Source organism: Psychrobacter sp. L7, assembly GCF_002810365.1.
GTDB lineage: Bacteria > Pseudomonadota > Gammaproteobacteria > Pseudomonadales > Moraxellaceae > Psychrobacter > Psychrobacter celer.
Genome location: NZ_NEXR01000004.1, coordinates 71,036 through 85,728 on the forward strand (window position 1 = coordinate 71,036; position 14,693 = coordinate 85,728).

14 protein-coding genes are annotated in these 14,693 nt (G+C 48.6%); 6 read left to right on the plus strand and 8 right to left on the minus strand.

The genetic code is table 11. The features are described from left to right. Window positions 1-27 precede the first annotated feature (27 nt). Window positions 28-951 (plus strand): serine O-acetyltransferase, encoded by a 924-nt coding sequence (gene cysE, locus CAP50_RS06250; RefSeq protein WP_075102357.1) that lies wholly within the window; start codon window positions 28-30, stop codon window positions 949-951. Window positions 952-1,156: 205 nt separating this feature from the next. Then, window positions 1,157-1,891, plus strand: coding sequence for a glucose 1-dehydrogenase (locus CAP50_RS06255; RefSeq protein ID WP_075102356.1), 735 nt, complete (start codon window positions 1,157-1,159; stop codon window positions 1,889-1,891). Between the two features lie 72 nt (window positions 1,892-1,963). Here CAP50_RS06255 and CAP50_RS06260 read toward each other — a convergent pair whose 3' ends face one another. The 6 genes from CAP50_RS06260 to pheA all read right to left on the minus strand — a co-directional run bounded on the left by CAP50_RS06260 (window position 1,964) and on the right by pheA (window position 9,036). Beyond that, a complete protein-coding gene (locus tag CAP50_RS06260) occupies window positions 1,964-2,536 on the minus strand; it encodes a 2-amino-4-hydroxy-6-hydroxymethyldihydropteridine diphosphokinase (RefSeq protein WP_100749399.1) in 573 nt (190 codons plus the stop codon). A 10-nt stretch (window positions 2,537-2,546) separates the two neighbouring features. Continuing rightward, entirely contained in the window at window positions 2,547-2,957 is a 411-nt protein-coding gene (gene folB, locus CAP50_RS06265; protein WP_100749400.1) for a dihydroneopterin aldolase, read from the minus strand. Window positions 2,958-3,008: 51 nt separating this feature from the next. After that, window positions 3,009-3,956 (minus strand): EamA family transporter RarD, encoded by a 948-nt coding sequence (rarD, locus tag CAP50_RS06270; RefSeq protein ID WP_075102354.1) that lies wholly within the window; start codon window positions 3,954-3,956, stop codon window positions 3,009-3,011. A gap of 216 nt (window positions 3,957-4,172) precedes the next feature. Then, window positions 4,173-6,485, minus strand: coding sequence for a bifunctional prephenate dehydrogenase/3-phosphoshikimate 1-carboxyvinyltransferase (locus CAP50_RS06275; protein WP_100749401.1), 2,313 nt, complete (start codon window positions 6,483-6,485; stop codon window positions 4,173-4,175). A gap of 157 nt (window positions 6,486-6,642) precedes the next feature. Next, on the minus strand, window positions 6,643-7,785 hold the full coding sequence (gene hisC / locus CAP50_RS06280; RefSeq protein ID WP_100749402.1) for a histidinol-phosphate transaminase: 1,143 nt from the start codon (window positions 7,783-7,785) through the stop codon (window positions 6,643-6,645). 66 nt (window positions 7,786-7,851) lie between these two features. Then, window positions 7,852-9,036 (minus strand): prephenate dehydratase, encoded by a 1,185-nt coding sequence (gene pheA, locus CAP50_RS06285; protein ID WP_075102351.1) that lies wholly within the window; start codon window positions 9,034-9,036, stop codon window positions 7,852-7,854. Between the two features lie 571 nt (window positions 9,037-9,607). Here pheA and CAP50_RS06290 point away from each other — a divergent pair. Both CAP50_RS06290 and CAP50_RS06295 read left to right on the plus strand, forming a co-directional pair. After that, window positions 9,608-10,549 carry a transaldolase gene (locus tag CAP50_RS06290; RefSeq protein ID WP_075102350.1) on the plus strand — a complete coding sequence of 314 codons (942 nt, stop codon included), beginning with the start codon at window positions 9,608-9,610 and terminating at the stop codon, window positions 10,547-10,549. A gap of 96 nt (window positions 10,550-10,645) precedes the next feature. Next, the gene (locus CAP50_RS06295) at window positions 10,646-11,149 is read left to right on the plus strand and encodes a hypothetical protein (protein ID WP_100749403.1); all 504 of its coding nucleotides are present in this window, start codon (window positions 10,646-10,648) and stop codon (window positions 11,147-11,149) included. 136 nt (window positions 11,150-11,285) lie between these two features. Here the strand turns inward: CAP50_RS06295 and CAP50_RS06300 are convergent, their stop codons facing one another. Further along, entirely contained in the window at window positions 11,286-11,852 is a 567-nt protein-coding gene (locus CAP50_RS06300; protein ID WP_100749404.1) for an adenine phosphoribosyltransferase, read from the minus strand. 344 nt (window positions 11,853-12,196) lie between these two features. On the opposite strand from CAP50_RS06300, the gene CAP50_RS06305 reads away from it, so the two are divergent. Next, window positions 12,197-12,361: a rubredoxin gene (locus tag CAP50_RS06305; RefSeq protein WP_057759803.1), complete on the plus strand. Its 165-nt coding sequence runs from the start codon at window positions 12,197-12,199 to the stop codon at window positions 12,359-12,361. A gap of 26 nt (window positions 12,362-12,387) precedes the next feature. After that, window positions 12,388-13,443 (plus strand): alpha/beta fold hydrolase, encoded by a 1,056-nt coding sequence (locus CAP50_RS06310; protein ID WP_075102347.1) that lies wholly within the window; start codon window positions 12,388-12,390, stop codon window positions 13,441-13,443. Window positions 13,444-13,594: 151 nt separating this feature from the next. Here CAP50_RS06310 and CAP50_RS06315 read toward each other — a convergent pair whose 3' ends face one another. Continuing rightward, window positions 13,595-14,539, minus strand: coding sequence for a WG repeat-containing protein (locus CAP50_RS06315; protein ID WP_241900693.1), 945 nt, complete (start codon window positions 14,537-14,539; stop codon window positions 13,595-13,597). Window positions 14,540-14,693: the final 154 nt, after the last annotated feature.

The following is a 14,693-nucleotide window of genomic DNA, read 5'->3' on the forward strand; positions in this document are numbered from 1 at the left end:
CAGACCGACCAACAGATAGGACACTTTATGTCATTGCCAGCCAAATTGTTCAAATCGCTTGCCAGCATCAAAAAAGACCTAAAAGAAGATGTCGATGCGGTATTCAACCGTGATCCTGCCGCACGCAATAGTCTGGAGGTCATTCTCACCTATCCTGGTATTCATGCGCTTATCTTGCATCGCGGCGCTCATTATCTCTGGAATCACGAACAAAAACTGGCCGCCCGTGTGATCTCTTACGGCTCGCGTATCGTCACTGGTATCGAGATTCACCCTGCAGCCAAAATCGGTAAGCGGTTTTTTATCGACCACGGTGTCGGCGTGGTCATCGGTGAAACTGCAGAGATTGGCAACGATGTCACCTTATACCACGGCGTCACTCTCGGCGGCGTCTCATGGAATAACGGCAAACGCCATCCAACGTTAGAAGACGGCGTGACCGTAGGCGCTGGCGCAAAAGTTTTGGGGCCATTTACTGTCGGTAAAAATGCCAAAATCGGCTCAAATGCGGTGGTGGTCAAACCTGTGCCAGCCGGCGCTACCATGGTCGGCAGCGCAGCGCGCATGATATCCGATCATCACGATGAAAAAGGCAACCCCATCGCCACTAAAGTCCAAGACGCCAAACAACAAGAGAAAGTAGCCCAAGCAGGCGAAGGCGACACCGGCAAAGACCAAGCGCAAAGCACATCGGCCAAAGCCAAGCGCCGCACTACTTTTCAAGCTTATGGTATCGACCCCTCTTCTCAAGACCCAGTGGCCGAAGCGTTTGCAAAAATGCTTGAGCATATTCAGCAGTCAGAAAATCGCCTAGATCAGCTGCAAACCGCCATGTGCGAGATTGATCCTGATTTTTGCAAAAAGAAGTATGACAAGCTTTGTTTAGAAGATTTAGATGTGATCGGCCTCTCTGACATGGAAGAGCTGACTGACGAAAAAAACAAGTCCTAATGACCTACCGTAGCCTCTGATACTCTTTTAATATAGTCAATCGCACATAAAATTGGCACAATTGATATCACGTGCTACTGGTATGCATTTTGCGCCGCATCGAGCAGCGTTGGCACAGCACACAAGAAAAATGAATGCTCGTAGGACGAACTTATTTTAAAGCAGATGCACTATACTTATAAATAAAATAACACTAGGAGATACCATGGCACGTCTACAAGATAAAGTTATAATCATTACAGGCGCAGCTCAGGGTATGGGCGAGACTCATGCTCGCTTGTGTTTGGCAGAAGGCGCAAAAGTCGTATTGACCGATATCAACGCTGAAAAAGGTGAGGCGCTGGCCAAGGAGCTTGGTGATAACGCCTTATTTGTCAAGCATGACGTCACCGATGAAGAGGATTGGTCAAAAGTCGCGAACGCAACTCAAGAAAAATTTGGTCAAATTGATGTATTGGTCAATAATGCTGGCATCACCACACACAAATCTATCCTAGACACCTCGGTTGCAGACTACCGCAAGATTCTAGAGATTAACCAAGTATCCGTCTTTTTGGGTATGAAGGCCGTCATTCCAGTAATGCAAGCCGCCAAACAAGGCTCGATCATCAACATCTCATCGATTAATGGCTTGGTTGGCGGTGCTATCGGCTATACCGATTCTAAATTTGCGGTGCGCGGTATGACAAAGGCGGCAGCGCTAGAGTGCGCCCCGCACGGTATTCGCGTCAACTCCATTCATCCCGGCGTCATTGCTACCCCGATGATTATGCAAGGCGATACCAAAGATGCGGTTGAGGCCTTTGCCAAGACCATTCCGATGCGGCGGGTGGCGCAGCCAGAGGAAGTAAGCAACATGGTACTATTTTTAGCATCAGATGACTCAAGCTACTCGACGGGCGCGGAGTTTGTTATTGATGGTGGTTTGACAGCGCAGTAGTAAGCGTAATGTCCATAAAAGCTGGGTATTTTGCCCAGCTTTTTTTGGTGTTTGGAAAAGTTTTAAAGCCTTTTAACCGATAAAACCGCTCTTTGAAATCAACTCCTCAACCCCTGCTGTCTCGTGTGCTTTGAATGGATAACGATCCGCCATTATTATCCATTGTTCTGAATCTTTCGTTATTTTTGTAGATATTGATTTATTGCTTAGGCTATTTTTGTTAAGACCAGTTTGTATAAGTAAAATGTCAATATCCATGGTGACTTGCTTTATAGAGGTTTGCGCTTCTATTAAACGCTGCCGATGGCAGTCACTTTCAATGAGTTTAAAAGCCTGCTGTAGCTCCTGCAAACTCATCGCCGTATCCAGAGATAAATACGCACACTGATTGGTATAGTCAGGCTTTGGCTGCTCTTGAGTGGCGGTAAAGTCAGGGTTTTGAAAAGACGTAGAGAGCTGCATACGGCCAAATGTGGCCAGTTTTTCACGTGCATCAGGCAAATAGTAGTCAGCGTGATAGTTGCTGCCCAAAGCCAGTACCACTGCTGTCACCGCGTGCGTTTGCAGCTGTTCAGGCTCATGTATCTCTAGACCCGCAAGATTCACACCAGCCAGACCTTTATACCTCTCATACGTTTTAAACATTTTAGGCGTCTTATGCATCATGACTTTGGCTGGCAGGCTGCTCGCTATTACTGGCTTTTGCAGATCGGGTGATTTGCACCCCAACGGCGTCTGCGTGCTTGATTGCCGTCGGCTTAGCCATGCTCAGCGTGATTTTATGACAAGCGTATTTGGCAAGCAGCTTATCTGCGATTTGTTCAGCCAGATGCTCAAGTAGCCTTGCTTGAATGGCTTGGCACCACTCGCTGACATCATCACAAACCGCCTTATAATTTAGCGCATCCTGCACATTATCTGAGGCGGCGGCAGCGCTGATATCCGTCTCAAGCGCGATATCGATCTGCAGCGGCTGGGTGATAGCGCGCTCCCATTCATAGACACCGATGACGGCCTCTACCCTCAAGCCTTTGACAAATACCACGTCGGACTGAGTATGCAACATGCTTTTATCCTTGTTTACTGGTTTTTTAGGAAGTTTATAGCAGACAGATGATCATGCCTTTTGGCGCAAACGCGCAGCCTTTAGCATCTTACTTGGGCGATGACGCCACAAATCAATGCTAAACAACAATAGACCAACCCAAATCAAGCCAAAGACGGCCAAACGGTGCAAGTCAAATGGCTCTTTATAGTAAAATACTGCCAAAAAGAAAATAAAGGTCGGTGTCAAATAGTTCATAAAACTTAAAATACTATAAGCCACCAGCTTGGTTGATTTATTAAATAACAATAGCGGTATCAAAGTGATGGGACCTGCCAGCATCAATAGCCAAATGTTTGATGACAACCAAAAACTGATCTGACTACTCACCACATCGGCCTGCCAAAACCACCACAGGCACATCGGTACCAGCATCGTCGTCTCCACAAACATCGCATCGATGGCGCTCAGCGGTGTTTGCCGCTGAATGGTACCATATGTGCTAAAGCTAAACGCCAGTATCAGCGAAATCCAAGGTAAGCTCCCAATCATCACCACCTGAATAATCACAGACAATAGCGCAAAACCAATCGCCACCCATTGCAGTGTCCGCAAGCGCTCTTTGAACAAAATCATCGAGAGCGCCACTCCTACCAGCGGCCCGATAAAGTAGCCCAAACTGGCCTCAAGTATGCGGTCATGGTTGACCGCCCAAACATAGGTCAGCCAGTTGGTGGCAATGATCAGACCCGATATCAGCGAAAACACAATCCACCTAGGGTTTTTCTTTAAAGTGTCTATCCAGCCCCAGCGTTTGGTGACGACTAAGACAAGCAGCAGACAAGCAAAGGTCCAGACGATACGGTGCCCGATGATCTCAGTGGCGTCATAGGCGGCCAACTGTTTAAAATATAAAGGAAACCCGCCCCAGATAAAAAAGGCCATAAGCGCGGTGACAATACCACGTCTGGTGGTTTTGATAGGCGTCACGGGTTTTTTGATGACATTTTGAGTGGTCATAAGTCAGTGCAACTTAATTTAGAGCAAAGCGTACTGTTGCAGACTGCGCCTGATGATGAGCGTATTTAGGCGAGCGGCAAAAGCACAGGGTTACTACAGATAGAATAAAAGTGAAAAAGCAATGCATTGACACTCATAACAGTATCAATGCATTGCTGACGATAACGGTATTTGAACCCTTATGGCGTTTAATACCTGGTAAAAGTCCTAACGCTGTTAGGCGCGGCTATCGTGAACCTCAATAGACATGCCTACTTGATTGGCAAGCTCGGCAAATCCTGGAAAGCTGGTATTGACCGTCTCAACGCCTTCGATGGTGATCGGCTTGGATGCGCGCAAGCTAGCAACCGCAAAGCTCATGGCGATACGATGGTCATGATGCGAGGTAATATGTCCACCGCCAAAAACAGGTTGGCTGTTATTTATTTCACTTTGACCTACACCTGCACTACCTTTGCCTTCAATGATCAGACCATCCTCAGTCACTGTACAATCAATACCGAGGGTTTGTAGACCATCTGCCATGACAGCAATACGATCGGACTCTTTCACGCGCAGTTCTTTAGCACCAGTCAACACCGTACGACCTTGCGCACAGCTGGCAGCGATAAACAGTACTGGGAACTCATCAATCGCCAGTGGTACTAGATACTCTGGAATATCGATACCTTGCAGGTTTGAGCTGCGAATAGTAATATCCGCCACTGGCTCGCCGCCGACATGGGTTTCATTGCTTAGGCTGATATCAGCATTCATCAGCTTTAAGATGTCAATGATGCCGGTACGCGTCGGGTTAATACCCACTTGCGTTAGGGTCAGTTCACTACCCTGACTGATGGCCGCGGCGACCATAAAGAAGGCGGCGGAAGAGATATCCGCAGGCACAGCGATATCGCCACCTGTGAGTGTACCACCGCCTTCGATACTGACATGATTGCCATCGACGGTCACAGGATAGCCAAAGGCTGAGAGCATACGCTCAGTATGATCACGGCTAACTTCAGGTTGGATGACCGTCGTGGTGCCGTTTGCCCACAGTCCCGCCAATAGCAAGCAAGACTTCACCTGAGCAGAAGCAACTGGCATGTCATACTCTACCCCTTGCAGCGGCTGGCCAACCGTATCACGGCCAGTGATGCTTAGCGGCGCGGTACCATCATGACCCGTGCTTTGAATCACCGCACCCATGTCACGTAACGGTGCTGCCACCCGCTCCATCGGACGCTTGTTTAGACTGGTATCACCAGTCAACACACTATCAAATGACTGTGCCGCTAAAATACCGGCTAGCAGGCGCATACTGGTGCCTGAGTTGCCCATATACAGTGGTGTTTTGCTGGGTTTTAGTCCGTGCATACCGACGCCGTGAATGGTCAATTTACCTTTATCAGGGCCTTCAATGCTCACGCCCATATCACGAAACGCCTGCAAGGTAGCCAGCGCATCCTCTCCCTCCAAAAATCCAGTAACGTTGGTCACACCTGTGGCCAAACTGCCAAGCATGATGCTGCGATGCGAGATAGATTTGTCTCCAGGAATGGTAATGGTGCCAGAGACGGTGTTGCTAGGGGTGATATTATAAGAAGCTGACATAGCAGAGGTATCCGTATAAGGGGTGCTGGCTAACATATGGCCAAAATGTCGCCGTGCGGCTTGCGCGCGGCCCAAAAGCCCCATCAGGGCGGTTGAATCTTTATCAATGATAAGCTGACGCATGGTCTGTAGATAGACGCCGTACTCATCAAGGGCGCTGATAATCGCGCGCTCGTTGGCAAAAAATATATCATGCCACATCTTAGGATCGCTGGCAGCGATACGGGTAAAGTCGCGGAACCCACCAGCGGCATAGCGAAACATATCCAAATTGTCATCATGACTCGCCAATTGCTCGACCAGATTAAACGCCAGTAGGTGCGGCAAATGACTGGTATGCGCCAATATTGCATCGTGATGATCGGCGGCCATCGGCATGACAGTCGCACCCACTGCCTCCCATAACTGTTGCAGCTTTGCAATCGCAGAAGAGCTGGTGGTGGCGAGCTCACAGATTATCACGCTGTGGTTGACAAACAAATTGGCGCGTCTGGCATGATACCCTGAATTCTCCGCCCCAGCAATCGGATGCGCGGGTACAAACCCTGTTGGCAGTGCAGCAAATACCGATTTTGCTGCCTCAATGATATTGACCTTGGTACTACAGACGTCCGTGATGATACAATCTGTAGCCAGCTGGCCGTTGTCCATTGCAGCTTTGATATCGGTAAATACGGCTTGCACCGCTTGCACCGGTACGGCGATGATCAGTAAGTCACTGCCTGCCACCACGTCAGTCAAGCGTGTGCTACCAGCATCGAGCAAGCCATGTTTTATGGCTTCCTCCACGCTTGGCACATGTCTATCGACCGCAACCAAGCGCTCGCTTAGCCCATTGTCCTTGATGGCTTGGGCGAGGCTTGCGCCAATCAGCCCAAGACCGATCACGCAAACTTGTTTAAATAATAAAGGGGTTTTATCAAAAGAGGATTGCATAGGATTCTTATTTTTTATCTTTTTTATGGCGACTCACGGTAGTTTGTATTTCACAAATTGGCATTAAGTCGCAAAGGCACGCCTGCATGAGTGCCATGATATTATCGGGATTCAGATGGGCTGGTCCGCCCTCTTTATCAGTACCAGTTGCCAGTGATCAGTCCTCGGTCAAAATCGAGCGTAGCGTATCAATCAAACGCAGATTGTCTTCAGCCAGACCTACCGTGATACGCAGCCAGTTCGGGAGTCCATATGCGGCCAAAGGACGTACAATCACCCCCTGCTCTAGCAATGCTTGATGGATAGACATAGCGTTGATGTCTTCCATCTCGACTTCGAACTTTACCATGATAAAATTGGCATGCGACTTAATAAAACCCAGCCCTAGCGCGTCAAACTGTTTTTCTAACCAGCGCATTTGCTCAGCATTGCTCAAGCGAGTGGCTTCGATAAAGTCTTGATCGGCAAGTGCAGCAGCGGCGGCGGCCAATGCCACACGGCTGACGTTAAATGGCTGACGAATACGGTTTAATAAATCTGCGACTGGCACTGAGCTGATCGCGTAGCCCACGCGCAGACCCGCCAGCCCATAAGCTTTAGAAAACGTACGAACGATAACCACATTGTCAAACTCATCAAGCAGCGCCCTATTATTACTCTTAGGGCTATACTCGATATACGCCTCATCGAGTACCACCAGTACCGAAGCTGGCACGCTAGCGACAAACTCACGTAGCTCTTTTTGCCCAAGCTGGGTGCCTGTTGGGTTATTGGGATTGGCAATAAACACAACCTTGGTATTTGGATGGTCGGCGACGGCTTGACGCATGGCCGTTAAGTCATGACCAAACCGCGGCGTGGGCACCTCTATCCCAGTAGCACCTTGTATCTTCGCCAGCATCGAATACACCACAAAGGCATACTGACTATACACAATGGTATCGTCGCAACTGACAAAGCCACGCGCCAAGAGATCCAATAGATCATTGGAGCCATTACCTAGGGTAATCTGCTCAACATCCACACGATTAAAATCCGCCAGCGCTTGCTTGAGATAATAGCCATTGCCATCAGGATAGCGTGCCAGTTGACCCAGCTGCTCGGTAATCGCCAATGTCACATGCGGCGAGCAGCCCAATGGGTTTTCATTGCTGGCCAGCTTTACGACATCTGAAACCCCATACTCGCGCGTCAGCTCCTCGACCGGCTTGCCAGTCTGATAAGGCGTCAGCGCTAAGATACTGTCATACGCAGAGGTAAGCGGGGCTAAACTTGATGATGTCGCTTGAGGTGATGCCATGGTTTATCCTTAGAGATGATGACACATCTACTGCTTAGTATGATCCATTTGCGGCCGATGATCAGCTTACAATACCGCTTTGGGGTATGAGCCAAGTATACGCAAATCTTTTACCAGTGGACGAATATCGGCAATCGCTGCGCTCACATTTGGCGCATCAATATGACCATTCATATCGATAAAGAACACATAAGCCCATTTATTCGGGCGCTCAGGACGCGTCTCGATACTGGTCATCGATACACCATGATAAGACAGTGGCTTTAGGATTTCGATCAGCGCCCCTGCTTTGTCGTGTGCCGATACCACGATAGAGGTTTTGTCTTGACCTGATGGCGCAATCGCCTCGTGACCGATGATCAGAAAACGTGTGGTGTTGCTAGGATTGTCTTCTATGTTGGTATACAGCTTGTGCAAATCATACTCTGCTGCAGCAACGTCCCCCGCGATAGCAGCAGAATGCCACTCGTTTTTGAGGCGACGCGCCGCCTCTCCGTTGCTCGATACCGCCACACGCTCGACGTTTGGAAAGTTGACATCAAGCCAATGACGGCACTGAGCCAGTGACTGCTGGTGCGAATAAATACGGCTGAGACTATCGACCTTGGTGTGCTCCGCGACCAAGAAGTTTTGGTGAATAGGCAGCTCAACCTCACCGATGATTTTTAATGAAGAGGACAAAAAGCCATCTAGCGTGTGATTGACCACCCCTTCTGAAGAGTTTTCAACAGGTACCACGCCATACATCGCTGTGCCCGCTTCGACTTCGCGAAACACATCGGTGATGGTGGTCATCGGCACGGTATCCGCGGCTTTGCCAAAGTGTTTGAGCGCAGCTGCATGGGTAAAGGTACCGACAGGCCCTAAAAACGCAATGCGCTGCGGTGCTTCTAAATCCAAGCATACAGACATAATCTCACGAAACAGACGGGCCATTTTTTCGTCAGCGATAGGGCCAGTATTGCGCTCCATGACGGCTTTTAGTACTTGTGCCTCTCGCTCTGGACGATAAAAAATAGGGTTGCTGTCGGTCGTGGCGGCGACATTACTCGCGAGGTGTTCTTTTTTGACGACAGCCACTTGCTGAGCCAATTTGGCACGATCATTGATCAACGTTTGAATTTTGCAGTCTACTGCATCGATACTTTGACGAATATTATCCAAAAACGCTTTTTCGGTTGCGGCATCGTTTGTGTCTGTCGTGGTTTGATTGGAGTTATTCATATGTTGTTCTGGTGACTGCTCACTCATTACCGCCCATCCTTTTTAGATTTTTTACTGTTGAAATTTTTGGCCAGTTTTTAGCTATTGGGTCTGACATCATCGGTGTTAATAGCTTGCTATAGCGACATGATAAAACAATAGTCTATCAAGACACCGTCTGCTTTTGCTCTTATCCGATTTTGCCAGGCCATTTTTTGACTTATCAATAATATCTCAAGCTGCTCATACCACTATCGCATAACAGCTGGCCGGCTCTACTATAACAAAAACGGTGCGCAGTGCCCACGTGTAATCGTGTGCAATCGCATGTAATGTCGCGCCACTCTTATCAGCTCGCCCATATCATCTCGTCCATAGTATAGTCGATTCAAAATAATTGTGGTACAGCGTCAGCAAGTGAGAAGGCTGATGTCGTCAATTCAGCTAATATTGACCTGACTATAGCACAGTTGTGCCCTTGTCTCTTGTCGTCCATCACACTATGAAGCAACAGAGGCTCAAAACTATGTTACAGTTTAATGCCAATCCCTCATCTTACGACAAAAACAAAACCACCCTGTGATTGATAACATCACGTCACTAAAAAAAAGGATCTCTAATGAGCGCATTACAACAGCTTCGTACCATGACCACCATTGTCGCTGATACTGGCGATCTGGCCGCCATTGCGCGCTTAAAACCCATCGATGCTACCACCAACCCAAGCTTGATCACCAAAGCCCTCATCCACCCTGACAATCAAGGCATGCTGGCAGAGACCATGAGTCGCCATAATGGCGATGTCGATGCGGTCATAGACGCACTGACCGTCCAAGTCGGCTGTGATATTTTGGCACTGATCGAGGGACGAGTGTCTACCGAAGTCGACGCGCGCTTGTCTTATGACACCAAAGCGACGATCGATAAGGCCATGGCGTTTATGGAGGCGTACCAAAAGGCGGGAATCGATCCTAAGCGCGTCTTGATCAAAATGGCCGCCACTTGGCAGGGCATCGAGGCGGCGCGCTACCTCGAAACCCAAGGCATCCATTGTAACTTGACGCTTTTATTCGGTCAGCATCAAGCCATTGCCTGTGCTGATGCTGGCGTGACGCTGATCTCGCCTTTTGTGGGTCGTATTTTAGACTGGCAAAAACGCCAGCAAAACCGCCAAAACGTGCCCTCCTCCGATGATATGGGCGTACAATCGGTCAAGCTGATTTATCAATACTACAAGCAGCACGGCTATGGCACTCAAGTCATGGGCGCAAGCTTCCGCTCTACTGAGCAAATACTGGCGTTGGCAGGCTGTGATTTATTGACCATCGCGCCAAACCTTATCGACGAGCTTGCCGCCATGGACACACAAGTAGAGCGTCAGCTATCGCCCAGCATGTCTATGGCGCTAGACGAGATGACCCGCGTCAGTCTAACTCACGAAGAATTCAGCGCCGCCTACCAACAAGACACCGTGACACAAGACCTGTTACCAAAGGGCATTGATGGCTTTATCACTGCTCGTGATGAGCTGGCCAAGACACTAGCGGCCATCCGTGAGTAACTTGTCAGGCCGTGACCTGTCATAAAAGATATTTGCCTGCCGATAACAACTTGGCTATTATGGCCTACTTCAAACAACCAGAAGCAAGGCTTAAGTATGAAACGGCTATCAGTGTTATTGGCAGGCAGTGCTTTGGCACTCAGCGCACAAGCAGTGAACTGGTCAGAGGTGTCCGAGAGTCATTCTGGCTCGGTTTTTAGTGTGGACTTAGATTCTATCGAGCGCTCTGATATTAGCATCATAGATGAAAAGCATGTCGAAAATATCACCGTCTCAATCCGTCGAACCTACCCAACGCAAGCCAAAAAAAATATAGCAAAAGACAAAGAAGCTGCAAAAGAAGAAAATGCGGAAACAGCGCTTTTTAAAGAAAAACCCATCCATCATAGTGATCAGCAGCTACTGATCTCTTGTAAAGACGCCAGTTACTATCGGCGTGCTTATGTCAATTACGCGGCCAATGACAAAGTCATAAAGTCTTGGCAGTCAGACAAACCCATTTTGACCACAAAAGATTTCAAAATCACCAGCCCTAAGACGATCGGACGCGCCCTCGTAGAATACAGCTGCAAAAACCACGAACAACAAAAAACGGCTTAATTTAGCATGGGCTTTATGCCGTGTGCCTTAAATATCATGTTTCTTAAATGCTATATATCTTAAATGCCATGTATCTTAAATAGCTATGTTGAAAAAAAGCGCGCTGATTATATCAGCATCAGCGCGCTTTTTGATTTTAGGCTTTTAGTACCGTATAAACGGGTACTGGAAACGCTCCATGCAGCGCCGCCAAATCGAGTAATACCAGCGCCCCGACCACGGTGTGACCTGCTGAGCGGCAAAGCTCGTAAGCGGTGTTCAAGGTGCCACCCGTTGCCAAAATATCATCGACCAACAATACCCGCTCAGGCGGTAGATTATTTTGCATCTCAAGGGTGTCTTTACCATACTCCAGCGCATAAGCCTTATTGGCCACAGGTGGCGGCAACTTACCAGGCTTACGCAGCAATATCATACCCTTACCCAAGCGCCCTGCTAGCAAGCTGGCAAAGACAAACCCACGCGCCTCGACCGCCCCCAAACAATCGACCTCATCCAGACAGCCTTCTGGTAAAGCGGCCAACAGCGCATCGATGACCGCATCAATGTGACTGCGCAGTAACGGGGTTATGTCATAAAAATCAATGCCGACTTTTGGAAAGTCTGGTACGGTGCGAATGATCTGCCAAAAAGGATGATCAGTATTGAGCACGGCTGATGGCTGGTTTTCGGTAGTGGTAGAAGTGGCGGCATTGATGCTCATGAGGACCCTTAGCGTGTATGACTTTAATGATAACTGGTGTGAATTTTTCGCCCGTTATTGTAGCATAATTGACCCAATTAATACGTTAAAGCACCGGCTATTATCAGCCTTGATATGCATAAAACCGCGACGTTCGACTTGATAAAAATCTCACAATCTCAATATACAAGTGTAAACTTAACTATGAAAATAACGGTTATATGCTAAACTACGTGCGTTTTTGCTGTCTAAGCGCTGACCGTTATGTGGACACTTGCACACTGTCGTGACGCCCAGTCATTAGCCCTCGCCATGACTGGCGCGCTAAAAAACGGTTACACTAGAAATAATCGATAGGACTTTTTATGAAACGTTATGAATGTATTGTCTGCGGCTGGATATACGACGAAGCACTTGGCTGCCCAGAAGAAGGCATCGCCCCTGGTACCAAATGGGAAGACATCCCTGATGACTGGACATGTCCTGAGTGCGGTGTGGGCAAACTCGATTTTGAGATGCTTGAGCTGTAGTAGACGACCTCTGATTAGGACACTTCATGACACAACCAAATAACATCAATAGCGCCAGATCCCAAGCAAGCCCAGATCCAAGCCTAGATGAGAATGTGGGCCACTATCCTACGCCTGAGTGGCAAAAGTTTGGCGCGCATCAGTGGCATGACTCTGATCTGAGTGACCAGTTGCATCAAGCGATGATCGATATCGGTGACGGTATCGAGCTTTGTGTGGAGGCAGGCGGTAACCCAAACCATCCACCCTTGCTCATGGTCATGGGGCTTGGCTCACAAATGATATTTTGGCCAGAAAACTTTATAAAGCGCCTCATTGATGCCGGTTTTTTTGTGATTCGTTTTGACAATCGTGATATTGGCCTATCGTCTAAAGTGCAAATTGACGGCCTACCGCGTATCAGTCAGCTAAAGATGATGATGCGTCTGCAAACAGGGCTCTCTAACAAGAGCGCGCAAGTGGCCTATAATTTGACCGACATGGCCGAAGACACCGCCCGTCTGATCAAGGCGTTGCAGCTGGGTAAAACCCATCTGCTTGGCGCATCTATGGGCGGGATGATTGCCCAAATCGTGGCCGCTCGCTACCCAAGCTTGGTACAGCGAATGGCGCTGATGTTTACCACCACCAACCGTGCATTTTTAAGACCGCCCAAACCTCGGCAGCTATACACCCTTATCAACCGCCCTGAGAGTCACTCTGAGCGTGATATCGTGCGTCATAGCGTCTGGTTTATGAAGACGGTTGGCACGCCAGGGCATGTCAATGTGCGCATGGTGCGTGAGATTGCCAAGATTCGCTATCAGCGCAGCTTTCATCCGCTCGGGACCGTGCAGCAGCTAAATGCTATTTTGGCATCTGGCTCTATTAGCCGCTATAGCAAACAAGTCAAAGCCCCAACCATTGTGTTACATGGTAGCGCCGATGGCCTCCTGCCAGCATCGCAAGGGCGCGTGGTGGCGAAGACCATCCCCAATGCCAAGTTTTATCTGATCGAGGGCATGGCACACGATATTCCTGAGTATTATCAGCCTTATATGGTGGATCTGATCAGCAGTCATCTGTTGGCGCATCGCTCTTAAAGGCTATTTAAAAAGCGCGTACGTCTGAACAAGCGTGTAAGTTTGACTGTCAAAGACAAGCTTGCGCGCTTTTTTATGCCTGCTTAAGTTGTTTATGTTTGCTTAATTTTTTATGCCCACTGACGTATCGTCATGGTATAAAAAAAACGGCTCAATCACAGCCAACGCTGCTGCCTGTTTTATCAATGCACATTTTATTGCCATTTTTTAGATTACCGATCCATGCTTTGCCATCGACAAACACAAACGAGGGCTTGCCTTGATAAGTATCACTTGCCGACACGCCACTATCTGCAAACCGAAACGGAATCAACAGCTCACCACCAAGATTGACAAAACCCCAATCTTCATTGATACGTACGCCCGCCATGCCTTCAGAAAAGGGACGCACCTCATCAAATGAGTAGGTAATCATGGTGACATTTTGGTCATCGACAAAGCCCCATTTACCCTCTTGCTGACGCGGCTGTAGTGTAGTAAATGGACTGATGGGCGGCGCGGATGGCGACTGGCGCGCTTGCGGCGGCTTGTGGTTATTGTCAGCAGGGTCTTTTGCCACATTGCCGCTTTTATCCAGCCAACTGATGTCGCTGTTTTTACGCACACGGGTGATGCCGCCGCGATAATCAGCTACCTCACTAAACGATGACGAAAATGGCACGACGGTTCTGTTGGCGGTATTGATGACGCCGTAGTTACCGTCTTTTTTTACGACGATACGCCCTTCTGATACCGGCCGCGCCCAGCCTTGACGCTCTTTTAGCATATCGTACATAGCAGGCACCACTTCTCGCCCTTTCATATTGAGGTATCCGACGTGACCATTACGCAGTACGGGCAGCAGCCCCTCTGAGAGGTTATCGGCATCGACCTTTTGATAGCGTGATAGATCGACGATGCGCTTGCCTTTGTCGTCAATCAATGCCACAGGCGCGCCAAAATCTTTGATAGCCAAAAACAAGCCACTGCTGGCGGTACAAGAGACGTTTTTGTAGTAGCTTTTGGGGATTTTACAGCTGGCGGCTTGTGCTTGCGGTATCACCAGTAACGTACTGACAATGCTAATGCCAGCGCCAGCCGTACACCGCAACACCATTGTCCAAAGGTTAGATACTGCAGGGCGCGGTTTTGATAAAGAACATCGAAACATAATAAACCTAAGCAAATGTCATTCATTGGCATAATTATATACACAGGGGTCCTCGTTTAGATAGCTTTGTCTGCTATCTCATAGAATAATTGTCGCTGAG